Source organism: Blautia sp. MCC270 (genome assembly GCF_018785605.1).
Lineage (GTDB): Bacteria > Bacillota > Clostridia > Lachnospirales > Lachnospiraceae > Blautia_A > Blautia_A fusiformis.
In genome coordinates, this window is sequence record NZ_WQQD01000018.1 from 41,515 (window position 1) to 66,424 (window position 24,910).

26 protein-coding genes, 1 other RNA gene and 1 pseudogene are annotated in these 24,910 nt (G+C 44.8%); 1 reads left to right on the forward strand and 27 read right to left on the reverse strand.

All coding sequences use genetic code 11. The annotated features are described in order from the left end of the window. From dxs to GPK58_RS06915, 27 genes and pseudogenes are all read right to left on the reverse strand, one after another. Positions 1-1,375: 1-deoxy-D-xylulose-5-phosphate synthase (gene dxs, locus GPK58_RS06785; RefSeq protein WP_215638396.1), on the reverse strand; the 1,375-nt coding region annotated here is incomplete at its 3' end. 22 nt (positions 1,376-1,397) lie between these two features. Then, on the reverse strand, positions 1,398-2,285 hold the full coding sequence (locus tag GPK58_RS06790; RefSeq protein ID WP_161208615.1) for a polyprenyl synthetase family protein: 888 nt from the start codon (positions 2,283-2,285) through the stop codon (positions 1,398-1,400). Then, on the reverse strand, positions 2,275-2,493 hold the full coding sequence (xseB, locus tag GPK58_RS06795; RefSeq protein ID WP_021650691.1) for an exodeoxyribonuclease VII small subunit: 219 nt from the start codon (positions 2,491-2,493) through the stop codon (positions 2,275-2,277). Before xseB ends, GPK58_RS06790 begins: the two co-directional genes overlap by 11 nt. Then, positions 2,493-3,698 (reverse strand): exodeoxyribonuclease VII large subunit, encoded by a 1,206-nt coding sequence (gene xseA / locus GPK58_RS06800; RefSeq protein ID WP_059085482.1) that lies wholly within the window; start codon positions 3,696-3,698, stop codon positions 2,493-2,495. The genes xseB and xseA overlap by 1 nt, the downstream gene beginning before the upstream one ends. Further along, on the reverse strand, positions 3,695-4,171 hold the full coding sequence (gene nusB / locus GPK58_RS06805; RefSeq protein ID WP_015524454.1) for a transcription antitermination factor NusB: 477 nt from the start codon (positions 4,169-4,171) through the stop codon (positions 3,695-3,697). Before nusB ends, xseA begins: the two co-directional genes overlap by 4 nt. 32 nt (positions 4,172-4,203) lie before the next feature. Beyond that, positions 4,204-4,590, reverse strand: coding sequence for an Asp23/Gls24 family envelope stress response protein (locus GPK58_RS06810; RefSeq protein WP_015524453.1), 387 nt, complete (start codon positions 4,588-4,590; stop codon positions 4,204-4,206). A gap of 80 nt (positions 4,591-4,670) precedes the next feature. Further along, positions 4,671-6,260: a peptide chain release factor 3 gene (locus GPK58_RS06815; RefSeq protein ID WP_173741009.1), complete on the reverse strand. Its 1,590-nt coding sequence runs from the start codon at positions 6,258-6,260 to the stop codon at positions 4,671-4,673. Positions 6,261-6,566: 306 nt separating this feature from the next. After that, a pseudogene (locus GPK58_RS06820) lies at positions 6,567-7,172 on the reverse strand (SpoIIIAH-like family protein); the annotation flags it as partial. Between the two features lie 11 nt (positions 7,173-7,183). Then, positions 7,184-7,549 carry a hypothetical protein gene (locus GPK58_RS06825; RefSeq protein WP_242872566.1) on the reverse strand — a complete coding sequence of 122 codons (366 nt, stop codon included), beginning with the start codon at positions 7,547-7,549 and terminating at the stop codon, positions 7,184-7,186. After that, entirely contained in the window at positions 7,467-8,036 is a 570-nt protein-coding gene (locus GPK58_RS06830) for a stage III sporulation protein AF (protein ID WP_173741007.1), read from the reverse strand. Before GPK58_RS06830 ends, GPK58_RS06825 begins: the two co-directional genes overlap by 83 nt. Beyond that, positions 8,033-9,175, reverse strand: coding sequence for a stage III sporulation protein AE (locus tag GPK58_RS06835; RefSeq protein WP_215638397.1), 1,143 nt, complete (start codon positions 9,173-9,175; stop codon positions 8,033-8,035). Before GPK58_RS06835 ends, GPK58_RS06830 begins: the two co-directional genes overlap by 4 nt. Continuing rightward, complete coding sequence (locus GPK58_RS06840; protein WP_021650699.1) at positions 9,172-9,558, reverse strand: SpoIIIAC/SpoIIIAD family protein; 387 nt, start codon at positions 9,556-9,558, stop codon at positions 9,172-9,174. Before GPK58_RS06840 ends, GPK58_RS06835 begins: the two co-directional genes overlap by 4 nt. Before the next feature lie 16 nt (positions 9,559-9,574). Continuing rightward, on the reverse strand, positions 9,575-9,769 hold the full coding sequence (gene spoIIIAC / locus GPK58_RS06845) for a stage III sporulation protein AC (RefSeq protein ID WP_021650700.1): 195 nt from the start codon (positions 9,767-9,769) through the stop codon (positions 9,575-9,577). Positions 9,770-9,827: 58 nt separating this feature from the next. After that, positions 9,828-10,346, reverse strand: coding sequence for a stage III sporulation protein AB (locus GPK58_RS06850; RefSeq protein ID WP_215638399.1), 519 nt, complete (start codon positions 10,344-10,346; stop codon positions 9,828-9,830). Then, positions 10,331-11,263, reverse strand: coding sequence for a stage III sporulation protein AA (gene spoIIIAA, locus GPK58_RS06855; RefSeq protein ID WP_015524435.1), 933 nt, complete (start codon positions 11,261-11,263; stop codon positions 10,331-10,333). Before spoIIIAA ends, GPK58_RS06850 begins: the two co-directional genes overlap by 16 nt. 84 nt (positions 11,264-11,347) lie before the next feature. Further along, the gene (locus GPK58_RS06860; RefSeq protein WP_215638400.1) at positions 11,348-12,496 is read right to left on the reverse strand and encodes a YncE family protein; all 1,149 of its coding nucleotides are present in this window, start codon (positions 12,494-12,496) and stop codon (positions 11,348-11,350) included. Between the two features lie 17 nt (positions 12,497-12,513). Continuing rightward, positions 12,514-13,062 (reverse strand): 4'-phosphopantetheinyl transferase family protein, encoded by a 549-nt coding sequence (locus GPK58_RS06865; RefSeq protein WP_022426374.1) that lies wholly within the window; start codon positions 13,060-13,062, stop codon positions 12,514-12,516. Beyond that, positions 13,059-14,885, reverse strand: a complete 1,827-nt coding sequence (locus GPK58_RS06870; protein WP_129974469.1) for an ATP-dependent helicase — start codon at positions 14,883-14,885, stop codon at positions 13,059-13,061. The genes GPK58_RS06865 and GPK58_RS06870 overlap by 4 nt, the downstream gene beginning before the upstream one ends. A gap of 22 nt (positions 14,886-14,907) precedes the next feature. Beyond that, positions 14,908-16,362, reverse strand: a complete 1,455-nt coding sequence (gene gltX, locus GPK58_RS06875; RefSeq protein WP_015524432.1) for a glutamate--tRNA ligase — start codon at positions 16,360-16,362, stop codon at positions 14,908-14,910. A gap of 173 nt (positions 16,363-16,535) precedes the next feature. Next, positions 16,536-16,769, reverse strand: coding sequence for an acyl carrier protein (gene acpP / locus GPK58_RS06880; protein WP_015524431.1), 234 nt, complete (start codon positions 16,767-16,769; stop codon positions 16,536-16,538). 141 nt (positions 16,770-16,910) lie between these two features. Further along, a complete protein-coding gene (locus GPK58_RS06885) occupies positions 16,911-18,071 on the reverse strand; it encodes an FtsW/RodA/SpoVE family cell cycle protein (protein WP_092070471.1) in 1,161 nt (386 codons plus the stop codon). Between the two features lie 116 nt (positions 18,072-18,187). After that, positions 18,188-18,533, reverse strand: a transfer-messenger RNA (tmRNA) gene (ssrA, locus tag GPK58_RS06890). A 260-nt stretch (positions 18,534-18,793) separates the two neighbouring features. After that, entirely contained in the window at positions 18,794-19,351 is a 558-nt protein-coding gene (efp, locus tag GPK58_RS06895; protein WP_015524430.1) for an elongation factor P, read from the reverse strand. Between the two features lie 86 nt (positions 19,352-19,437). Next, positions 19,438-19,947, reverse strand: a complete 510-nt coding sequence (locus GPK58_RS06900) for a shikimate kinase (protein WP_015524429.1) — start codon at positions 19,945-19,947, stop codon at positions 19,438-19,440. Beyond that, positions 19,944-20,450 carry a YqeG family HAD IIIA-type phosphatase gene (locus GPK58_RS06905; RefSeq protein WP_215638401.1) on the reverse strand — a complete coding sequence of 169 codons (507 nt, stop codon included), beginning with the start codon at positions 20,448-20,450 and terminating at the stop codon, positions 19,944-19,946. The genes GPK58_RS06900 and GPK58_RS06905 overlap by 4 nt, the downstream gene beginning before the upstream one ends. A gap of 21 nt (positions 20,451-20,471) precedes the next feature. Beyond that, entirely contained in the window at positions 20,472-21,833 is a 1,362-nt protein-coding gene (locus tag GPK58_RS06910) for a citrate/2-methylcitrate synthase (RefSeq protein WP_173739532.1), read from the reverse strand. A 247-nt stretch (positions 21,834-22,080) separates the two neighbouring features. Beyond that, complete coding sequence (locus GPK58_RS06915; RefSeq protein ID WP_173739533.1) at positions 22,081-23,298, reverse strand: aminotransferase class I/II-fold pyridoxal phosphate-dependent enzyme; 1,218 nt, start codon at positions 23,296-23,298, stop codon at positions 22,081-22,083. Positions 23,299-23,518: 220 nt separating this feature from the next. Here GPK58_RS06915 and gdhA point away from each other — a divergent pair, with 220 nt between their 5' ends. Next, on the forward strand, positions 23,519-24,853 hold the full coding sequence (gdhA, locus tag GPK58_RS06920) for an NADP-specific glutamate dehydrogenase (RefSeq protein WP_021650707.1): 1,335 nt from the start codon (positions 23,519-23,521) through the stop codon (positions 24,851-24,853). Positions 24,854-24,910: the final 57 nt, after the last annotated feature.

The window sequence follows — 24,910 nt, forward strand, 5'->3', positions numbered from 1 at the left end:
CAAATTTCAACATCTCCTCAAGCTCTTTTCCATTCTTGGGAGCCATAACTGTCATATTGGGAATCATGGACAGATAGGATAAATCAAAGCATCCATGATGTGTTTCACCATCTGCTCCGACAAATCCTGCCCTGTCAATGGCAAAGATCACATGAAGATCCTGCATACATACATCGTGAAGGATCTGATCGATCCCTCTCTGCAGGAACGAAGAATATACCGCAAAAACCGGGATCATTCCCCCAAGTGCCATGCCTGCCGCAAAGGTTACTGCATGTTCTTCCGCAATACCCACATCAAAAAAACGCTCCGGGAATTTCTTCCGGAATCGGTTCAGTCCGGTTCCATCTGGCATAGCAGCTGTAATAGCAACTACTTTTTTGTTCTTCTCTGCCAAAGAACATATTGCACCGGAAAAATGATCCGTATATGTCGGCGCTGTTTTTGCTGCAAGAGGTCTGCCACTCTGGATGTCAAAAGGACCTGTTCCGTGAAAACGCTCCGGATGGGAAGATGCCGGTCCATAGCCTCTGCCTTTTTCTGTAAGGACATGGACAACAACCGGTCCCTCCACTCTCTTTGCCTCATTAAAAAGCTTCATCATCTGACGCATATTATGGCCATCTACCGGTCCCAGATAAGTCAGCCCCATATTTTCAAAAAGCATTCCGGGAATGATCAGCTGCTTGATGCTGCTCTTGGTCTTTCGGACCGTATCTACCACGGCGGTTCCAACATGGGGAATCTTTTTGAGTGTTTTTGTCACGCCGATCTTCATTCCTGTATAAGTCTCAGCTGTACGCAGAGCGCTTAAATAGGTGGACATTCCTCCTACGTTCTTGGAAATAGACATGTTATTATCATTGATGATAATAATAAAATTAGTCTTCAGTTCAGCCGCATTGTTCAATGCTTCATAAGCCATCCCACCGGTAAGCGCACCATCTCCGATCACGGAAACCACATGGTATTTCTCTCCCATCAGGTCTCTGGCACGGACATAGCCAAGTCCTGCGGAAATGGAATTGGAACTGTGTCCGGTATCAAACGAATCACAGTCACTTTCATTCCTTTTTGGAAAACCGCTTAAACCTCCTTCTTTACGAAGATCCTTAAAGCCGTCTTTTCTTCCTGTAAGGATTTTATGTGTATAAGCCTGATGTCCCACATCCCAGATCAGCTTATCCTGTGGAAGATCAAGCACATTATGCAGAGCAAGAGTCAGCTCCACCACACCCAGATTGGATGCCAGATGGCCACCTGTCTCACTTACACTCTGGATCAAAAAGCTCCTGATTTCCTCGGCAAGGCGCGGAAAATCCTCCAATGAAACTTTATGAATATCATTTGGCTTTTTAATTTTTTCCAGAATCATTTGTACCCTTCCTTTGTTCTTTCTATTTCCTGCGGCTGACAAGACTTTCCACAAGAAGATCCAGAAAGCCGTTCTTCCTGTCAAGGTCGTCTAAAAGTTCTACCGCATGGTCAGAAAGTTCTTTAACCCTGCTGGCTGCTGCCGGGGCTCCAACAAGGCTTACATAGGTAACCTTATTGTTTTTTTCATCACTGTGGATCGGTTTTCCCAGTTCCTCCTGGGTACTGGTCACATCAAGGATATCATCCTGGATCTGAAAAGCCAGCCCGATGTTTTCTGCAGCCTGCTCCACAATCTCAAGTTCTTTCTCAGATGCCCCTGCCAGCACAGCACCGGTCATCATGGAAGCCTCGATCAATGCGGAGGTCTTGTTTTTGTAAATATAATCCAGCATCTTGTGTTCCAGAGGTTTCCCATCATTCTCCACATCAACACTCTGTCCACCAAGCATACCGTTGATGCCGGTCTTATCTGCAATGATCCGCATGGCGGCTATCACACGGTCTTTATCCTCGGTCAGATCAAAGGCGGAAAGCATCACTTCATAAGCTCTGTTAAGGAGTGCCACACCGCTTAAAACGCCCATGGCCTCTCCGTATACTTTATGTGTGGTCAGCCTTCCCCTTCGGTAATCATCGTTATCCAGTGCAGGGAGATCATCATGAATCAACGAATGTGTATGGATCATCTCCATAGCCGCCATAAAAGGCTCACAAAGCTTATCCTTTCCTCCAAACAGCTCGTAGGTTTCCCTGATCAGGATCGGGCGGAGTCTCTTTCCACCTGCCGTCATACTGTAATTCATAGCCTCTGCCATGGTTTTTGCAAAACCGGATTCTTCCGGAAGATATTCCCGGATCACATGTTCTGCTTCTTCTGTTCTTCTTTTCAGTTCTTCTTTAAAATTCACGAAATGTCCCATCCTCATTCATCTGAAGCATCTTTTTTTCTACAGTATCCAGTCTTCCGTTCAGATCCTTTAGGAGCTCCATTCCCTGTCTGTAGAGGCGGAAAGACTCCTCAAGAGGTGTTTCTTTATCCTCCAGCTTCCGGGCAAGCAGATCAAGCTCCCCAAAAGTATCTTCTATGGATTTCTCTTCTTTCTTTGCTTCTGCCATTATCGCTCTTCCTTCCTGATGCGATCCGCAACTGCTTCTATGACTCCATCGGTTACTGCAATGGAGATCCTGTCACCTTTTTTTATCTGACTGATCTCTGTCACCGCATGTCCGCCTAAGTCGGACACAAATGCATATCCTCCATTTAGCTTTCTTAATGGAGAAAGTCCCTCAAACCGCTGGATCCATATTGCCAGTTCATGTCTTTTCTCTGTAAGCTTTTGTTCCATGGAAGAACGCAGGCATTCCTCCAGCTCCGATGCATACTGACGTTTTTCACGTAACATGGACTCCGGGCTCAGATACTGGAATCTGTTCTCATAGGCCTTAAGTTTTGCGGCAAAAAGTTCTGTCTTACTGTTCATGGCACGCTGCAGACGGTCTCCGTACATATGAAAGCTCTCCAGAACACTGCGAAAATCATCCACTGCCAGCTCTGCTGCAGCAGATGGTGTAGGTGCCCGCAGATCTGCTACAAAATCCGCAATGGTAAAATCCGTCTCATGTCCCACTGCCGAGATCACCGGTGTCCTGCACTCAAAAATAGCACGGGCAACGCTCTCCTCGTTAAAGGCCCAGAGATCTTCAATAGAGCCACCTCCACGGCCGACGATGATCACGTCCACCCCTGCTTCATCCAGCATCCGGATTCCCTTTACGATACTCTGCGCCGCTCCCTCTCCCTGCACAAGTGCCGGATAAAGGATCACCTGCAGATATGGATTCCTTCTGCCTGCAATATTGCGGATATCCTGTACTGCTGCACCAGTAGGTGCTGTCACCACGCCAAGGGTATGAATAAAATGAGGAATGGGCTGCTTATATTCCTGGGCAAACATCCCCATATCCTCAAGTTCCTGTTTCAGTGCCAGATACCGCTCATAGAGGGCACCAGCACCCTCCAGTGTGATCTCTTTTGCATAAAGCTGATAACGCCCGTCTCTCTCATATACGTCTACAATTCCGCCTGCAACTACCTTATCCCCGTCCTTCATGCGAAAAGCAAGACCCCTACGGTGTCCCGCAAACATCACACAGCTTAATGTGCCTGTTTCATCCTTCAGGGAAAAATAAATATGTCCGCTGGTATGGTATTTACAGTTGGATACCTCTCCCTTTACATAGACTTTCCGGAGAAAGTAATCCTGGGTAAACATATTTTTGACATAATGGTTTACCTGACCGACAGAATAGACATTTCTCATGCGTTCTCTTCCGGGGCTTCTGCTGCCTTCTCTTCTGTGTCAGCAGTCTCCTCCTCGTTTTTCTTTTCATCCTTCTCAGATGCGATCTTACCCAGTACTCCATTTACAAAGGAGCCGGAAGCATCTCCGCCAAATCTTTTGGCAAGTTCTACCGCTTCGTTGATAGCTACTCCTGTCGGTACGTCTGCATCATATTCCATCTCATATACTGCTAGACGAAGTGCCGCAAGATCCACACGGCTCATACGCTTTGTCTTCCATCCACGGCTTGCACTGTTCAGCTGTGCATCGATCTCTTCCAGATGTTCTTTCACATGTGCGTACTTCTTCTTCATATATTCCTGGTCCTGTTCTGAAAGTTCTCCAAGACCTTCAAAATAAAGAGAGAGCTGTTCTGTCATCTCTTCTTCTGAATTAAACTCTGTCATAAACATAAGTTTAAATACATGTTCTCTCTGTTCTCTTCTTCTCATAATTTCCTCCTAAGACGGAAAAAAGGAAAGGTTTACTTTCCTTTTTCGTTCTCCATATCCACGCTGGCAATATGAATATTTACATCTGCAACCTCAAGTCCTGTCATATTCTCAATAGCGGATTTAACCTTCTCCTGAACCTTCTTGCTTGTCTCAAGAATGTTTCTGCCATACTCGATATTCAGTGACAGATCCACGGTAACGACTCCTTCCAGAATGGTTACTCTCACGCCCTTGGACAGATTCTTCTTTCCAAGTTTACTTACCAGCTCATTGGTGATATTTCCTGCCATGGAAGCAACTCCATCCACATCTGTTGCTGCAAGTCCTGCAACGATCGCAACAACTTCATCTGCAATGTGAACTTCACCGATTCCGCCCAAATCCTGTATCTTATATGTTGTTCTTTTTTCTGCCATGGGAAACCCTCCTACGGATATAATATTTTTGTTCGTAATTTTATACTATTATATCAAAAAAAGTTATGAAATAAAAGGGCTTATTTACTGAATTCTGTCAGTACCAGATCAGGGTTTCTGTCCTCAACCATGCCAACACTCCATGCATTGACAAAGAGCAGCAACGGATTTCCCTTAAGGTCTGTGACTTTCTTCATATCAGAAGTTCCCACGATCTTGTCTACTTTTACAGTCTCCTTGTTGGCAATCCAGCGGATATGCTCATATGGAAGTGTTTCCAGGCGGATATCTACATTATACTCATTCTCCAGACGGTATTTCAGGACATCAAATTGCAGGATACCTACAACACCCACAATGATCTCTTCCATACCGGTGTTAAACTCCTGGAATATCTGGATTGCACCTTCCTGAGCGATCTGGTTGATACCTTTTACAAACTGTTTTCTCTTCATGGTATCGATCTGACGCACACGTGCGAAATGCTCCGGCGCGAAGGTCGGGATCCCCTCAAAGGCAAATTTCTTTCCAGGTGCGCAGATGGTATCTCCAATAGAAAAAATACCCGGGTCAAAGACACCGATGATATCACCTGCATAAGCCTCCTCCACAACATGACGGGCTTCTGCCATCATCTGCTGCGGCTGAAGAAGTCGCATCTTCTTGTCTCCCTGCACATGATAAACCTCTTTGGTCGCATCAAACTTGCCTGAACAGATCCTCATAAATGCGATACGGTCTCTGTGAGCCTTGTTCATATTCGCCTGGATCTTAAATACAAAGGCTGAAAAATCATCACTCATAGGATCTACCGGTCCGCAGTCTGCAGTTCTCGGAAGCGGAGAAGTGGTCATCTTCAGGAAATGCTCCAGAAATGTTTCCACACCAAAGTTGGTAAGAGCAGAACCGAAAAATACCGGTGTCAGCTGTCCTTTGCTGACCTCTTCCTGAGAAAACTCCGCACTTGCGCCATCCAGAAGCTCGATTTCTTCCATCAGCTGCTCTTTCTGCTCAGGATCCATGACCTCATCTGCACGGGGATCATTAATATCAATCTCTTCTATCACACCTTCCTTGGTGCCCTTCTGTGTATCGGAGAAGGTAAGAATCTTCTTTGTATTACGATCAAACACACCCCGGAATTTCTTACCGGAACCGATTGGCCAGTTGATCGGACAGGTTGCAATACCAAGCTCTTTTTCGATCTCATCCAGAAGATCAAAAGTATCGTTGGCATCTCTGTCCATCTTATTGATAAAAGTAAAGATCGGAATGTGTCTCATAACACAGACCTTGAAAAGCTTACGGGTCTGTGCCTCAACACCCTTGGATCCATCGATGACCATAACTGCTGAATCCGCAGCCATCAATGTACGGTAGGTATCCTCGGAGAAATCCTGATGTCCAGGTGTATCCAGAATGTTTATACAATATCCGTCATAATGGAACTGAAGAACGGATGAAGTAACGGAAATACCCCTTTCCTTCTCGATCTCCATCCAGTCTGATACTGCATGGCGGGCCGTAGCCTTACCCTTTACACTTCCGGCCAGATTGATGGCCCCTCCATACAGCAGAAATTTTTCTGTTAATGTTGTTTTACCAGCATCCGGATGAGAGATGATGGCAAATGTTCTTCTTTTTTCTATTTCTTTCGTATACTTCGACACGTGAGCCTCCTGTATATTCTCTGATATCTCTATTTTACTATAACCTTTCCTATTCTAGTATAGACAAGGCTTTGCTGTCAAGGCAATTCAGTCGTAAATTCCCTCTGTATCAATAGTCTGATCGTTCTGGATATCTGCAGCCGTCTCTGCGTCCTCAGATGTTTGATCCGCCGAATCGCTTTCCACAGATGCAGCGGTATCCTGCACCTCCTCACCTGTACTTTCCGCATTATCCTCTGCACCTCCCGTATTTTTTTCAGCTTCATCTGCAGTATTTATGACATCCGATGCATTTTTACTTTGACTCAGAGGCGTGATCACAATGCTCTCTGCTGCCACACCGGTTTTCCTCTTTACAATATCCTCGATCTGTGCACGTTTTGCATCCTCCAGATCTGCATCCGGCACCACAACATCCGCAGTTTCACCCGTTAGATTTACGATCACATTTTCAAAGCCCTTCGCCTCCAGAAGAAGCTCTGCAGCCGCCTCTTTTTCTGTAAGATCTGTCATGGAAACCATTGTGTTAATAGCATTCTGTTTTTCCTCTTCGCTGATGTCTTTATTACTGATGATCGCCTGCAGGTCCGCTTTGTTCTGGGAACGCACCTGCTCCCTGCTGACTTTTGCCTGTGCTGCAAAATCCGAAGCACCGGTAAGTACGGCCTCGCCCGGGGATGCGGTATCCATCACCTCCGACTGGGTTGTGCCATCTGCCCCGTTCTCATCCAGAAGGGCTGTTTCATCGGTCAGGTCATAATCCACGTCATCCAGGATACTGCTGCTGTCTGTACTCGTCTCCTTATCCTTAAATCCCAGATCCACATCTGCGAAATTCAGATATCCGGCCACAGCAATGAGAATGGCCAGCGAGGTGATGATTACCTGATTTTTCTTCATGATCTTTTTCACTTCTACTCTCCTCATTTCATTTTCATTATTCTAATTTTATTAGCGTCGATCTGAAATAATGCCATAATTGCCTGCTGAATATTCTGGACTGTCACTGCGCTGCCTGCTCCCTGGGCCGCCACCAGCACACCGGTAACTTCATTTTTGCTGCTTATGGAAAAGTTTTCCGTATTTCCCTCATCCCCGGTCATAATGATCACTTCCACTTCTCCGACTCCTTCCACATTGGAAAGCAGTTCCTCAAGGCGGCTCTCCAGGCGGGTTTTCTCCGCATTCTGATCCTCTGCTGTTTTACTATTCTTTCGGGTTACCGGAAGTCCTGCCACCAGAAGAAGGATTCCCAGAAGAAGGAAAACTCCCCACTCCTTCCATCCCATCCTCAGAAGCCAGGATCTGATACTGTCCTTTCCTGAGTCCGCAGATTCTTTCGAGCTCATTTTTCACCGCCTCCCTCTGTTTTTCTGTGACTGTTCCATAAAGTGTTATGGTCAGCTGAAGCTCTTTCTCCATATCTACTTCTGTTTTTGCCGAAAAAATCCCTTCTTTCCTGAGGATACCCTGAACCTGATCCTTCAGTTCCTGTTCATATGCTCCTTTAAGAAATGTTTCCCTTATTCCTTCTGCTTCTGTCTCCATACGTACCTGTTCTTCTCTCCCATAATTATTGCTGAATCCGGACAGAAGTTCTTCACTTTTTCCCACTACGGCAAATATAGGTGTACAGATCAAAAGCACCAACAGAAGCCCCATAAACAGCCGTATATACTGCTCATAACGCTTATCAGGCAGAATATGCAGAAGTGCTGTAGTAAGTACATGAAAAAAAGCCAGGCTTTTCATCCACTGATAAAGTTCTGTTCTCATCCCAAGCCTCCTCCTGCCATCAAGATCAGAAATGTAAGCATACATAAAATTTCCGCAGTAAACAGGATTCTCATCAGAAGTGCACATCCCTCTGCCATGGTGCCAAAGGCTTCTACCAGCCGTTTGTCTGATACAGGCTGCGCCGCAGCCGCCAGAAAGCGATAGGTCAGTGACAAAAGTCCATATCGGACCAACGGCCCCGCCCCCACCGCCAGGATCACCAGTAAAAGCGCAATGCCCAGACTGTTTCTTACAAGAACAGCTGTGGTAAGGACCAGTTCCGTAACTGCATTTACCGCGCTCCCGATCCCAGGAAGAGCACCTGCAGTTTTTCCTACAGCACTCCGCTTCAGAGAATCCATTACCGGAGCTACAAGCCCACGCACCACCTGCAGTCCTGCTGCCACTCCAAGTAATGTCCGAAGCCCCCAGGAGATCACAGTCTCGATCAGCTCAGCCATTTTTCCCAGCATTTCTTCCCTGGAAAGATGATTCACAAATCTCAGAAGAATATATAAACTCACTCCGGGAAGCAGTACTCGTTCCAGGATCCATTGAAAAAGCCACACCAGAAGCAGTACTCCCTGATAAAAAGCAGCTGCACTGGATGCACCTGACGCTGCTGCCACTGCCATAAAATACACCGGTGAGAGTTCCTTCATAAACTCCGTGATCCACGCAAGCATTGAAAGCAGTGATGCACTCAAACCGGAAAAACTGTTCATCAGAAGAGTAAAAACAAGAAGATACACCACATAAAAACTGATTTCTCCCACCTGCCCGTTATCAAAGGCACCGGCAAACCCGGAAAAAACGGCAGCAAACAACAGCAGAAGCAGCAACTTCACGATCAGCTCTTTTTCTCTTTCAATACCATAAAAAAGGAGACTGTGCAAAAATTCCCGCACACTCTCCTCCGAAAGCACCTCTTCCCCTGACAACAGTCTGTGAAACGCTTCTGTAACAGAAAATGTTTTTTCTCCAAGCATCTCATCTACCATGGACTGCAGGTCGGTAAGCTCCATCTGATCTGTGATCTGTTGTTCCGCCGAAGAAGCATAAACGATCACACCGCCAAAACAGTTTATAACTACAGCCAGAAACAGGGCTGCACAAATCTCTGACCAATATCTTTTCATGCAAGAAATCCCTGTATGGTATCCAACAGTGCCAGAAGAACCGGCATACTTAAGACCATTACAGATAACCGGCAGAACAGTTCGATCTGTGCACCAGTGGAGGAATATCCTGCATCTCTGCATATGCCGGATGAAAATTGTCCGATATAGGTGATCCCGATCATCTTCAGCAAAGTAGTGATATAGCTTCCATCAATCGGGAGACTCTGTTTCAGTCTCTCCAGGGACTGGAACAGATAGCTGATCTTCCCTACCGCTAATCCCAGTATCACAAGACCTATTCCCATCGTAACAAGGCTTACATACTCCGGTGCACGGTCTTTCAGAAGAATCCCCAGAAGAACCCCTGCCGCTCCCAGAACAGAAATCTTCAGAATATCCACGGTTCTTTCCCTCCCCCTACAGTACAAAAAGCTGCTGGATATTTTTAAAAAGCTCATAAATATACGGCACAATCCAGAACAGTACTAAAAGAAGTCCTGAAAAACTCACCAGAAAAGCCTGTTCCTCTCTTCCGCTATGTTTCAGGATCTGAGAAAGAACAGAGACCAGGATCCCTACTGCACCGATCTTAAATATGATACTGACCTCCAAATGATCCCTCCTTTTCTTCTGAAAGCCTGTCCTTCTTACTACTGTCTGATAAACAATACTATACCAGGAGAACCGCAAGCAGCAGGCCTCCAAGAATCCCAATTCCCTGGTACAGTTTTTTCTTTCCGGAAACCTCCGCTTTCCGCTTCAAGATCTCTGCTTCCAAATTATTTTCATACAGGGAAAGCTGTCGCATCTGCATTTCCAGATCCATGTAGCCCAGATATTCTCCGAAAGAAAAAAAAGCGTCCTTTTCCCCATGGGTAAGGCAGCTTTTTTTCAGGGCGTTTTCCGCACATTCCCTGCATATCTGTGAAAGTTTTTCTCCTGTTCCCGCTTTCATCCTGTCCGCGGCACTGATGAGAAACTCTCTGTATTTTCCATTCATTCTTCCTGCTGCTCCATAAAAAGCATCCGGCAGTGATGCATTCCCGCAGCGGATCTCGCCTTTCAGGCAGATCACCATCTGAAGCAGTTTTTCCAGTATACGAATCTGCTCCGAAAGTCTCATACTTCCGGAAAATCCCATTCCGGCTCCTGCCGCCACTACCAGAATACAGCCTACAATCCGGTACATAGGCATTTCCCATTTTCATCATAGATTCCTTCCACGATTCCTGCACGTTCATGCTTTCCCAGAAAAATATATCTCTGGAAAACCCGCGCTTCCCACAATTTCCGGAAAAACGGCTGGGATAATGTTTCTTCCATGGAAGCTCCATGTGCAGTTGCGATCAGACGACATCCACAGTGGATAACTGATTCCACAGCCTTGAAATCTTCTTCTTTTCCAAGTTCATCCACAGCAACCACAACCGGCGACATTGACCGGATCAGCATCTGCATCCCTTCTGCTTTCGGACAGCCGTCCAGGATATCCGTACGCATTCCAAGGTCATTCTGAGGGATCCCCTGATAGCATCCGGCCAGCTCACTGCGCTCATCGACTACTCCTACCGTAACACCGGAAATATTTCCCCATCCATTACTCATCTGCCGGATGATATCCCGAAGAAGCGTGGTCTTCCCACATCTGGGCGGAGAAACGATCAAGGTATGCATGATCTGCTCTCTTGTCTGGATATATGGCAGCACTTCTTCTGCACATCCCTGGATCTCATGTGCCAGACGGACATTGATGCAGGAAATATATTTCATCCCACGGATACGGTTTCCGTCCAGGATCACCTTTCCAGTAACTCCTACACGGTGCCCACCCTGTACACTCAAAAACCCCTGGCGAATCTCATCTTCATAAGCATACAGGGAATAGCCGCTGACATACTCCAGTGTTTCCTTAAGATCCTCCCGCGTAACCAGATAAGGTTCTGTATCTTTTTGCCGGAGGAAACATTCTCCCCCATCATAAGTGAGGAACAGAGGTCTTCCCACGCGGAGACGTATCTCATATAATTTATCATAATCAAGGTCTGCATCCACCAGAAGCTGGCGGACATTACTGGCAAACAGGTTCTGGATCTGGTTTGCGTCCATGTTTTCACCTCTTACACTTAAATATATTGCGGACATGCCGGATTTAGTACCTGTTGTCTTTTTTGATGCTCTCTCGTTTTTTCTTTATTCCGACAGAAAAAAAAGACTTTCTTCTTCGTCATAGGTCTCCATCTTCGAAAGATTCAGCTTCAGGACCCGATCCACAATATTTACGGAGGACGCACGGTATGCATAGGCACAGGATTCAAACATCACATAAAGGCTGTCACCTTCCACCACGATCTGTTCCAGTCGTTCCGGAAAACGATATGTTCTGGCAGAATTCTCGTTTACATACAAACGCTTATCGGATTGTTCATAAAACACCAGCCTGGATGGCAGGATTCCAAAAGAATGAGAGATCAAAAGCTTATCATTATAAAAAGCAATTCCCTGAACCTGCTCCGATATGGTGGAATAATCCAACGGAACTGCCATTTCAAAATCCATGCCCAGTTTCTCGTCCATGGTATTGATCAGTTTTCCCTCTTCGTCAACTCCGTATCGTGCAATTACACTTTCGTTATATTTTTCAAAGCAGCCTACATACAGACACCCCTTATAAAAGGTCATAAAAGAGTCTCTCACGATCCCATAAAGACTGACTATCTGGAAAGTATCCACCGGCAGATGGCTGTCATCATAATCGTAGGCTTCTATTGTATCCATCTTTATACTCACTGCCTGTGCAATCCCGTTGATATTGGAGGAATACCATAATAACTTATGCTCCGGGTCATAGGCAAGTCCTCCCACATGAGGCTGTCCAGGCAGTATCACTTCTTTAATAAAATTATGATTTTCCTTATCGATCACATAAATGACCGAATTATGTTTCTGTGTGCTGCAGTAAGCGCTGACCAGCACATAATCCTCTGTAACCGCCAGTCCCTGAGGCGTCATGGATGTACACATGGCAGGAGTGGCACCCTTTTTTGTGAGCAGCGTCCTGGTATTCTTCAGCCCGGGAATGACATATGTTCCATATTCCTTCTCTTTTTCTCTCCCATCAAAGGCAAAATAAGAAAAATCCTCTTTCTGGGAAAGCATCTGTTTCTGTCCCCGCAGTGTATACACTGCAGCACCTCGATTTGTCACCACAGCTTTTGTGGGCAGCTCCGTTTTTGCACGGTAAACAAATGCATATAAAAAATAACATATGCACAGCACAAAAACAACTGCCAGGATCTTCAGAATGAAAATCCTGAAGCTGCGTTTCATCTCTTTGTTCATTTCATCGTCTCTATTTGCTATTTCAAAATGATGTCTTCGTATTCAAATCGTAATTCCAGGCTGTCCCTGGACCAGATTGCACCACTGTATCCCGGTTCCAGCTCCAGCATTATGTAATTTCCCTTATCCATGGAAATCGTACGCAGATCCCTGGACAGTCCCTCTCCGGTCCATTTGATATATGCCTCTCTCAAAACCCACTGGGCAAAAAAGGCTTTCTCCATATCATCTGCATCCAGGATTTCCCGTATCATATCTGCCGGCACCATTCTTTCAAGGAGCCGTTCGTAATTTACCTTCTTGTGGATCTGCACATCAATGCCCACCTCTTCTCCGGCAAACAGACACATCACATATTTTCCGGAATGTGTGATATTATAATGAATTCTTGGAAGCAGGGTAAAAAACGGTTTCCCATGTTCCCCCTTTGACCGAGGCTCAAAAGCAAGCTTTCGTCCAAATTCCCGCTCAAGTCCGATTTCCAGAAGTTTTTCCCCGATCATATGCTCCATATTCTTGCTGTTATATTCATCTCTGATCTTCGTATAATAAATAATCCCATTCATAATCCGGCCTCCTCAAGAAAACGGGACGGTTCCCGTTCCTTCTCATACTGCTGTCTTACATAATACAGGCAGAGTTTCTTCTTTGCCCGTGTCATACCAACGTAGAAAAGCCTCCGTTCTTCCTCCAGATGTGCCTCCAGGACTGCCTTCCGATAAGGCATGCTGCCTTCATTTACATTCATGATATATACATTGTCATATTCCAGACCTTTGACCGCATGAAGAGTGGATATCACCACTCCTTCCCGTTTCACATCCTGTTTCTTCGCCTGTTCTTCAAGCTTTCTGGTATACTCGTCCATATAGGCCATCCATTCTTCCAATGTTTTCATTCCTCTGGCACTTTCATGGATCCGGTTCAGGGTTTCCATAAGCTCTTCCGGTTTTATTTTACGATACCTTGCATATTCCTGCAAGTATTCTTCGTATCCCATGCCATTCCGGATAAAATTAATGGCTGCATAAGGGGCCATAGTCTTTAAGATCCGAAGATGTGTCTCCATCGTTGTGATCCTGTCACACATCCAGTCTTTGTCTTTGTAAAACTCTCCCAATGCTTTAAAATCAACGTTTTTTTCTGTCAGAGCATCTCTGGCTATGTATCGGTTTGGCCGGTTCATGATCTCCAGAAATGTACTGCGGCTCCGGTCTCCTTCTGCCATTTTCAAATAAGCGATCATATTCCGGCAGATCCAGTGTCGGAACAGGTTGGGCAGTTTTTCCTTCATAGTGAAAGGAACCCCATACTCCATCAACGCAGCGACCAGTCCTTCGGCTTCCTGATTAGTCCTGAAAAGCAGCGCTGTATCTTCAATATTATCCCCTTCTTCCATCCGATTCCGCAGCAGGCCTGCAACTGCCATATATTCGTCTCTGGGATTTCGAAATTCTTTTATCTGCACCGGCTCTCCCGGTTCATTTGGTGTGGAAAGTTTTTTCACATAACGGTTTTCATTATGATCGATCACCTTCATGGCTGTATCCAAGATATTTCCACTGCACCGGTAATTGATATTCAGGATCACCGTCTCCGCATTTTTAAAATCTTCCGGGAAATTCAGCATGATCTCCGGGTGAGCGCCGCGGAAATGATAGATAGACTGATCATCGTCTCCCACCACAAACAGATTGTTCTCCGGTGCTGCCAGCATCTTCACGATATCATACTGAAGATGATTGATATCCTGAAACTCATCCACCAGAATATAGTGAAACTTCTTCTGCCATGCAGATAGGATATCTTTTCGCTTTTTCAGAAGTTCATAACAGCTTAACAGCATATCATCAAAGTCAAGTTTTCTTCTTTCATTCAGGACTTTTCGATATCCCTGAAAAATCTGTCGGAATACTTCATCCGGGCAGCAGGAAGAATAATAATGTTCCAGAGAGATCCTTCCACCTTTTACAACACTGATCTCCTTGGCAATATCTTCCACAAAATCCCCTTCCTGGGACTGTTCTGCAGCACAGTTTACCACCAGTTCTCTTAAGATCGCATATTTTTCTTCTTCTGACAGGATATTTCCTCCATTCAGACCATAAGCCTGTTTGAGGATCCCGTAAAACACTCCGTGAAAAGTCCCGAAAGTAACGCCGGTTCGCTGAACACTGGTAAATTTCAGAAACCGTTCTTTCATTTCCACTGCTGCTGCCCTGGAAAAAGTCACAACAAGAACAGAGGAAGCCGGTATCTTCCCTTCCTGGATCATATGTGCTGTTCTTTCTACTATGACGGAAGTTTTCCCCGAACCGGGGCCTGCCAGAACCATCATAGGTCCTGACAGGTGGGCGATTGCCCTTTTCTGAGATGGATTTCGTTTCATAACTGGATTATCGATCACACTCTTATTTATTTTCAAGCTTTTCGATTGCTGCATGTACACGTTTCAGTGTCTCTTCCTTGCCAATGATCTCCATGATCTCTGTTGCACCGGCCGGTGTCATCTGCTTGCCGGATACTGCTGTACGAAGCGGCCACATAACATAACCATTCTTATATCCGTGCTCCTTTACAAAAGCGCTTAAAGATGCATACAGCGGATCATTGGTATAATCCTCCTGTGCTTCCAGTACCGGAAGCACTTCCTTGAGAACTGCAAGAGAAGTCTCCTCTGTTGTTTTCATCTTTTTGTGGCGGTACATCGCACTGTCATACTCCGGAACTGCCTCAAAGAAATCTACAAGCTCCGGAATATCCGGGAATACTTCAATTCTGGTCTGAACCATTCCTGCAATCTTCTTAAGATCAAAGTCTTTTTTCAGAACTTCTTTCAGATACGGAAGTGCTCTCTCATAGAATGCCTCCGGATCCATCTTCTTGATATACTCACCATTCATCCATTTCAGCTTGGCAATGTCAAAAACTGCCGGTGATTTGTTGATATGATGATAATCAAATGCCTCCACAAGCTCCGGAAGAGAAAAGATCTCACGGTTGTCTGCCGGGCTCCATCCAAGGAGTGCAACATAGTTGATCACTGCCTCTGTCACAAATCCCTGATCGATCAGATCTTCATAGGAAGAATGTCCACATCTCTTGGAAAGCTTTTGATGTGTCTCGTCTGTGATCAGCGGACAGTGAACATAGGTCGGGATTTCCCATCCGAATGCCTCATAAATACGATTATACTTCGGTGAAGAGGAAAGGTATTCGTTACCTCTTACAACATGTGTGATTCCCATAAGGTGATCATCAATTACATTTGCGAAGTTGTAGGTCGGATAACCGTCAGATTTGATCAGGATCAAATCCTCCATCTCCTCATTGTTAACGGTGATATCTCCGTAAATAACATCATGGAATGTAGTGGTTCCCTCTGTTGGCATATTAAAGCGGATAACATGCGGCTCACCTGCATCCAGACGGCGCTGAACCTCTTCCTTGGAAAGATGGAGACATCTCTTGTCATAAATAGAGATCTCCTTACCTGCAACAGTACGTTTCATGCTTTCCAGTTCTTCCTTGCCGCAGAAGCAGTAATATGCATCTCCCTGCTCAATAAGCTGTTTGGCATATTTCAGATACATGCCTGTTGCCTGACGCTCGCTCTGTACATACGGGCCAAATCCGCCATCCTTGTCCGGTCCCTCATCATGGAGAAGTCCTGTTTTCTCAAGAGTACGGTAGATGATATCTACAGCTCCCTCCACATAACGTTCCTGGTCTGTATCTTCAATACGGAGGATAAAATCTCCGCCTTCATGTTTTGTGATCAAATAAGCATAAAGAGCTGTTCTTAAATTACCCACATGCATTCTTCCTGTAGGGCTCGGTGCAAATCTTGTTCTGATCTTTGTCATTTCTTTTCTCCTCGTTTTTGTTGTTTCTCTTTATAGGTGCTATTATATACCCAAATCCTTCAAAATGTCCATAGGTTTTCCGGCGGAATACCCTGCCATCCCTCTCATGTATCTTCGCATATACAAAAAAATCCTCTGAGACACTGTCGTCCCAGAGGATCCTAGATTTCTGCTTATGCTTCTACGCCTTTGTTCTTAAGATAATCGATCACATCTCCAACTGTGTTCAGATCTGTAAGCTCCTCTGCCGGGATCTCAACATTGTACTCATCCTCAAGAGCCATGACCAGTTCAAACAGGTCAAGAGAATCTGCACCAAGATCATCCTTGAAAGATGTCTCCGGTGTGATTGTAGATGCCTCACAATTTAACTGCTCTGCAAGCATTTCTTTCATTTTTTCTAACATGTCTTATTCTCTCCTTTAATCGTTACAGATCGAATCTGTTTCCTCTTTTTGAGCAAAGTATATAGTCTGCAAAAACAGTTGTCAAGAGGATTTTCCCAAAAAATGGCTCCAGGGCAAAAATATTTTGATTTTAAAACTATTTTACTCTTGAAATTTTATCTGACGGGCCACGCTGAGAGCTATTGCCATCTCCAGCATCAGGAACACAATGGACGTTCCTCCGTAACTGATAAAGGGCAAGGTGACACCTGTATTGGGCATCAGATTCAGTACAACGGCAATGTTAAGGATCACCTGCAGCGCAATATGTATAAAAATCCCGGTAACGATCAGTGAGCCAAACAGATCCGGTGCATTCTGCGCAATAAAAAACAACCTGTACAAAAGATATCCGAACAGGATCAGTACAAAAATCCCTCCGAAAATTCCAAGCTCCTCACAGATAATGGAAAAGATCATATCATTTTGTGCTTCCGGAACACTTCCAAGCTTCTGGATACTATTTCCAAGCCCGCGGCCAAAAAGCCCTCCGGAGCCAATGGCATACAATGCCTGCAGCGTCTGATAACCGCCTTCATCGGAATATTTCTCAGGCTGAAGCCATACAAGTACTCGCATAACACGGAAGCTGTCACTATTCTTGGTCGTCGCAACCAGAAAAAGTACTCCGATCACAATAAGGATCACTCCTGCCGCTGCCACAGCAATAAACGGACGCATATCCGGATGTGCCACAAACACCATTCCAACTGTTATTCCCAAAATGATCATGGCTGTACTCAGGTTATCTGTAAGTATATAAGCCGCAAGCGCAAGTCCTGCCCCCGGAAGTCCCAGGATCATACAGCTCTTTAAAGTTTTCACCTTTCGTCCCATTTTTCCGATCATGTAAGCCATCATGATAATAACCGCGATCTTTGCCAGCTCGGCAGGCTGAAAGTTGATCGGTCCGATATACAGCCATCTGGTAGCACCATGAGAGGAATGTCCCAGCGGAGTCCGCACAAGTCCCATAAGGATCAGCGAAGCCACATACAACGCAGTTGTAAAAGGAAGAAGGATATGATAATCCAGTATTTTTGAAATAAATAACGCTCCGATCAGACATGCTGCACTGATCAGTGCCTGTTTCTTAAAATAAAACATATCGTTGCCATAATTCACTTCTGCCATATATGAACTGGTGCTGTAAAGCATGACCAGTCCAAAGCACACCAGCAGTACAATAACAGCTACCAGATTATAATCATAATAATCAGATTTCTTATTCTGCTTTTTTCTGTTAAGCAGAGTTTTTTTCATTCTATCACCATCGCTTTCTATATCTGCGAAGAATTTCCTGATATCCACGAGTAATAAAGAAAGTAAAAAAAATTCCCGGAAAGCCGCATAAATGCTGTCTTTCCGGGACGTTCCATAAATGGACCTGAGGGGAATCGAACCCCTGTCCGAAAGCCTATCCCTTAAGGCATCTCCCATCACAGTCGCTGATTTAACATTCCCTCAGCAGTACGCCCACCGACAGGCTTACTGCTTCAGTAGCTTCATGATACATCTACCGGGGCAAAGCTTACCCGGCAAGGTTTCTCACATGGTCGACGCCAGATTCCCGATGTGTGAGTGCAACGGGGCTGACGAGCAGCTTAGGCTGCTAACGCTAACTTTTCGTCTGCGTTTATATTTAGTTCCCGGTTGGTACGCAGTCCAGGAGTCTGCGGATGGCTTCCCTAACTTCAAAGCCCCCGTCGAAACCAGTACAAGCCCTTAAAAGACTTCTGTGACAGGATCATTTCCGGTCATCTCTGGTGGACAGACGAACTTCTTAGTCAGTTTTTTGACTGGGTTTAATTATACCAGAATGATTTTTCGTGTCAAGGATATTTCAAAAAAAGTCCAGACTGTACAGTTTTTCTTACCTGTACAGTCTGGAATATGCATTCAAACTTTGGTATTTTAAATACTGTCAAAATGATCTTTTAATTTTATGGCACAAAAAAACCCGCTTACGCGGGTTTTTTGCTGCATTATACACGTGAGAGATACTCACCTGTTCTTGTATCGATCTTCAGTTTGTCGCCCTGGTTTACGAACAGAGGAACCTGAACCTGTGCACCTGTCTCAACAGTTGCCGGTTTGGTAGCACCCTGTGCTGTATTTCCTGCGAATCCTGGCTCTGTCTCAATAACCTCAAGCTCTACAAAAAGAGGTGGCTCGATTGCGAATACCTCTCCGTTATGAGAGCAAACCTTAACCATCTCATTATCCTTAACAAATTTCAGAGAATCGCCAACCTGCTCCTCTGTAAGACCAACCTGATCATATGTCTCTGTATTCATGAAGTAGTATAAACCACCATCCTGATACAGATACTGCATATCTACACGCTCAATACGTGCTGCCGGGAATTTCTCTGTAGGACGGAAGGATTTCTCTACTACAGAGCCTGTGATAATGTTCTTGTATTTTGTTCTTACAAAGGCTGCGCCTTTTCCTGGTTTTACATGCTGGAATTCAACGATCTGACATACGTTTCCATCAATTTCAAGTGTGATACCATTTTTGAAATCACCTGCTGAAATCATAAATATTTCCTCCTTAATATATGCGGTTCTTTTTCGCTATGGATTATTCTATAATACCTTTTGCCATTTTTCAACTGTTTTTTTGTTTAAGCCTTCAATTTTTCTTCAATTTCTGCGATCAGCTCATCAAAAGGCTTCACTCCTGTGACAACTTTAATGTCCGCAAACTTCTCATAAACTGGATCTCTCTGTTTCAGAAGTTTCTTGATCTTCTCTTCTTTATTCTCAGTTCCTTCCAATGTGGGATTGTTACTTCCTTCCAGACGTTTGATCAACGTTGCAGCAGATCCCTTCAGATAGATGATCGTTCCCATACTCTGGAGATATTTCTGGTTCTGCTCCTGAAGAGGCAATCCCGCACTTACAGAGATTACCTTCCGTTCGCTGTCTGTGGACAGTTCCTTGACTGCCATAGTCTCCAGCGCACGGTAAAATGCTTCTCCAAAGCGTTCAAATACCTCCTTTACTGACATGTTCATTTTTTTCACGATCAGTCTGTCCACGTCAATAAACGGAAGCCCCAGGTCCTTCGCCAGTCTCTTTCCAACTCGTGTCTTTCCTGAACCCATAAAGCCGATGATTACAATATGGTTCATGAATTCTTTCCCTCCTCTTTTTGGTAAAAATGTAATACTATTTTTTCCAGATAACGCTTCAGCACGATCTGGATCTCCTCTTTTGGATGAATCGGTTTCACAAGGATCGTCCGGATCCCCGCCCTCTTTGCTCCATAAATATCCGTAAACAACTGATCTCCTATAAAGATCGTCCTGTCAAGATCGATTCCGATCACCTGGCAGGCTTTTTTATAATTTTTCCCAGCCGGTTTATGGGCATTTTCTATAAAATCCCCCTCTACTGCTTTGGCAAAGGGCTCCACACGAGGTTTCTGGTTATTGGATACAAAACAGTATCGAAACCCGAGAGTCCTTAGCTTTTCAAACAGTTTCTTTGCCCGGTCATCTGCCGGTGCCCCGTGGGGAACAATAGTATTATCGATATCGAAGAGCAACCCTCTGTATCCTTCTTTGTACAGCTTCTCATAATCGATCCCATACGCAGAATCCAGATATTCATCCGGAAAAAAACATCTGAACATCTATTCCACCTCAGTCCTTTCCTATCGCTCGCAAAGAGGAATATACTCTGCTTCCGGAAGGACATTCTTATATGCGGGACGGATGATCTTATCCACATTGATAAGCTCTTCCATACGATGTGCGCTCCAGCCTACGATACGTGCAATAGCAAACATCGGTGTGTAAAGCTCCAGCGGCAGATCCAGCATGCTGTAAACAAATCCGCTGTAAAAATCCACATTGGCACTGACACCCTTATAGATCTTACGCTCCTCTGCGATAACCTTTGGTGCAAGACGCTCTACTGCAGCATACAGCTGATAATCCTTCATTCTGCCCTTTTCTCTTGCAAGCTGTTCCACATAGCCTTTAAAGACTTCTGCACGTGGATCTGAAACAGAATAGATCGCATGTCCCATACCATAGATCAGTCCACGTTTATCAAAGGCCTCTTTATGAAGAAGCTTCTTAAGGTATGCACTGATCTCCTCTTCATCACTGTAGTCATGTACGTGTTCACGCATATCGTTAAACATTTTTACGACTTTGATGTTGGCACCGCCGTGTTTCGGGCCTTTCAGAGAACCTAGTGCTGCCGCGATCGCAGAATACGTATCTGTCCCGGAAGAGGAAACCACATGTGTAGTAAAAGTAGAGTTATTACCACCGCCATGCTCCATATGAAGGATCAGAGCAATATCAAGGATCTCTGCCTCCAGTGCCGTATACTTCTTATCCGGTCTTAACAGACGCAGGATATTCTCAGCTGTGGAAAGCTCCTTTTTAGGCTGATGGATATAAAGACTCTTGCCTTTCTCATAGTGGTTATAGGCCTGATATGCATAAACAGATAACAGCGGGAAAACGCTGATCAGGTTGATACACTGACGGAGCACATTCTCCAGTTCAATATTATCCGGGTCTTTGTCGTAGGAATAAAGTGTCAGCACGCTTCTTGACAGAGCGTTCATAATATCTCTGGATGGTGCCTTCATAATGACATCCCTTACAAAATTCCGCGGAAGCATACGCTGGTTCGCAAGAATCCCGGAAAATCCATTCAGTTCTTCCTGATCCGGAAGCTTTCCGAAAAGAAGCAGATAGGTTACTTCCTCAAAACCGAAGCGCCGGTCATTGATAAAACCATTTGTCAGATCCTTAATGTCATACCCGCGATAAGAAAGCTTACCTGCGCAGGGAACCTCTTTTCCGTCCACGATCTTCGTTGCCTGGACATTGGAGATCTGGGTCAGTCCTGCAAGGACACCCTTTCCATTCAGGTCACGCAAGCCTCGCTTGACATCGTATTTGCCATATAAAGACAGATCCAGTTTGTCATTCTCACGACAGATCTGGGTAAGTTTCTCAATCTCAGGTGTCACTTTCATGTTGAATTTGCTCATCAGTTATTTCCCCTTTCGATTTCTGTTTTATTGCTGTTCGATAACGGTCCCTCCTCATTCCCCTCTCAAGCAATTCTGGTCTTATTTGTATATCCCGGCGTAGCTGGCCGGGATATTTCAGATATATTATAACATTTTTTTCGGTTCCGGTCTATGCCGAAAATATAACCGAATACCTGCTTTACAGTTTATCGGTTATGAGCAGGCAGCGAATGCGGATCGCAAATCTCTTCTTGTCTATCTGCGATCAGCCCTGCTTATATGTAGCAAAGAACTCTTTCATCTTCTTCATTGCCTTGTCAAGCTGGCGGATATCCGGCAGATAAACAATACGGAAGTGATCCGGCTGGTTCCAGTTGAATCCCTTGCCCGGAACAACAAGCACCTGTTTCTCATGAAGAAAATCCAAAGCAAACTGTTCATCATTGAAAATATTGAATTTCTCAGTATCGATCTTCGGGAATATATAAAATGCCGCATGTGGTTTTACAACGGAAATTCCCGGAATATCATTCAGTGCCTTGTAAACAAAGTCTCTCTGCTCATAAACACGTCCGCCCGGCTGCGTATATTCATTGACACTCTGATATCCGCCAAGTGCAGTCTGTACAATGGACTGTGCCGGAACATTTGAACAGAGACGCATGGAAGAGAGCATATTGATTCCCTCTATATAACCCTTCGCCTTACTTTTTGCACCACTTAAAATCATCCATCCGATGCGGAAACCTGCGATCATATGAGACTTGGACAATCCTGAAAATGTTACACAGAACACATCGGGTGCAAGGGATGCAATCGATGTATGTTTATATCCATCCATAACAAGACGGTCATAGATCTCATCAGAAAAGATGATCAGCTCATTTTCTCTTGCAATGTCTGCAATCTGTTCCAGGATCTCCTTCGGATATACTGCACCTGTAGGGTTATTGGGATTGATGATAACGATCGCCTTGGTCCTTGGTGTGATCTTGCTCTTGATATCCTCAATATCCGGATACCAGTCAGACTGTTCGTCACAGATATAATGAACTACATTTCCGCCTGCCAGTGTTGCAGTAGCTGTCCACAGCGGATAATCCGGAGCCGGGATCAGGATCTCATCCCCGTTATCAAGCAGCGCCTGCATACAGAGGTTGATCAGTTCACTGACACCATTTCCCGTATAAATATCATTAATGGTAACTCCCGGGATCCCGCGAAGCTGTGCATACTGCATGATCGCTTTTCTTGCAGAAAAAATGCCCTTGGAATCGGAATATCCCTGGGAAGTACGAACATTACTCAGCATATCCAAGATCACTTCCTGAGGTGCTGAAAACCCAAATGGATACGGATTACCAATATTCAGCTTCAGAATCTCCATTCCATCTTCTTCCATTCTGGCAGCCTCATCCACAACCGGTCCGCGCACATCGTACAGCACGTTGTCAAGCTTTGATGATTTCCCGAATGTTCTCATAAAAACCACTCCTCTTCTAATTTTCACTATTATTTAACCATTTTAATTTCATAGTCAAAAAATATTTATTCTATATCATCTCACATTTAGGCTTTCAACGCAAGAAATAAAAATTTAAAAAAATCAAATTTAGCACTTCCCTTTTTTAGCATGTTAATGTATAATAGCACTCGAATTTAGTTTTCAACGCAATTTAATATGTGATGAGGAGGAAACAACAATGTCTTACACAGAAGAAGTTTATGAAAGAGTTGTAGCACAGAATCCTGGCGAGCCAGAATTCCATCAGGCAGTTAAGGAAGTTCTCGATTCCCTTAAAGTCGTAATTGACAAAAATGAGGAAGAGTATCGTAAACTTTCCATCCTTGAGCGTCTTGTAGAGCCAGAGAGGATCATCTCCTTCAAAGTACCGTGGATCGATGATAACGGAACTGTACAGGTTAACAAGGGATATCGTGTTCAGTTCAACAGCGCCATCGGACCATACAAAGGCGGCTTAAGATTCCATCCTTCTGTAAATCAGGGTATCCTGAAATTCCTTGGTTTTGAGCAGACCTTTAAAAACTCTCTTACAGGTCTTCCGATCGGCGGTGGAAAAGGTGGCTCCAACTTCGATCCTAAGGGTAAATCTGACAGAGAGGTTATGGCATTCTGCCAGAGCTTTATGACAGAGCTTTGCAAATATATCGGCGCAGATACAGATGTTCCGGCTGGTGACATCGGTGTCGGCGGACGTGAGATCGGTTATCTCTTCGGACAGTATAAGAGAATCCGTGGCCTTTATGAGGGTGTCCTTACAGGAAAGGGTCTTTCCTTCGGAGGTTCCCTGATCCGTACAGAGGCTACCGGTTACGGTGTTGTATACATGCTCAACGAGATCGCCAAAGCTCACAATGATTCCGTAGAAGGAAAAACAATCGTTGTAACAGGTTCCGGTAATGTAGCTATTTACGCTGTTGAGAAAGCTACTCAGCTTGGTGCCAAGGTTGTTGCAATGAACGACTCCAACGGATATGTCTACGATCCGAACGGAATCAACCTTGACGTCGTAAAGGATATCAAAGAAGTAAAACGTGGACGTATCAAAGAATATGCAGACCGTGTTGAGGGTGCTACCTACACTGAGGGACTTGGCATCTGGAATATCAAATGTGATATCTACCTTCCATGTGCTACTCAGAACGAGCTTGGTCTTGACGGAGCTAAAACACTGGTTGCAAATGGCTGCAAATACGTCGTTGAAGGTGCAAACATGCCTACTACTCTTGATGCAACAACATACCTTCAGGAGAACGGTGTTCTCTTCATGCCTGGTAAAGCCGCAAACGCTGGCGGTGTTGCCACATCTGCACTTGAGATGAGCCAGAACTCCATGAGACTTTCCTGGACAAGAGAAGAGGTTGATGAGAAACTCCACCACATCATGATCGATATCTTCCACAAAGCTGATGACGCTGCTAAACGTTACGGTATGGAAGACAACTATGTTGTAGGTGCAAACATCGCCGGCTTCGAAAAAGTTGTTGACGCTATGAAAGCTCAGGGTATTGTTTAATTAAGTTTCCTGAATCATTAATATATATTTATAGCAGGGACCGCAGAGGATTTTTCC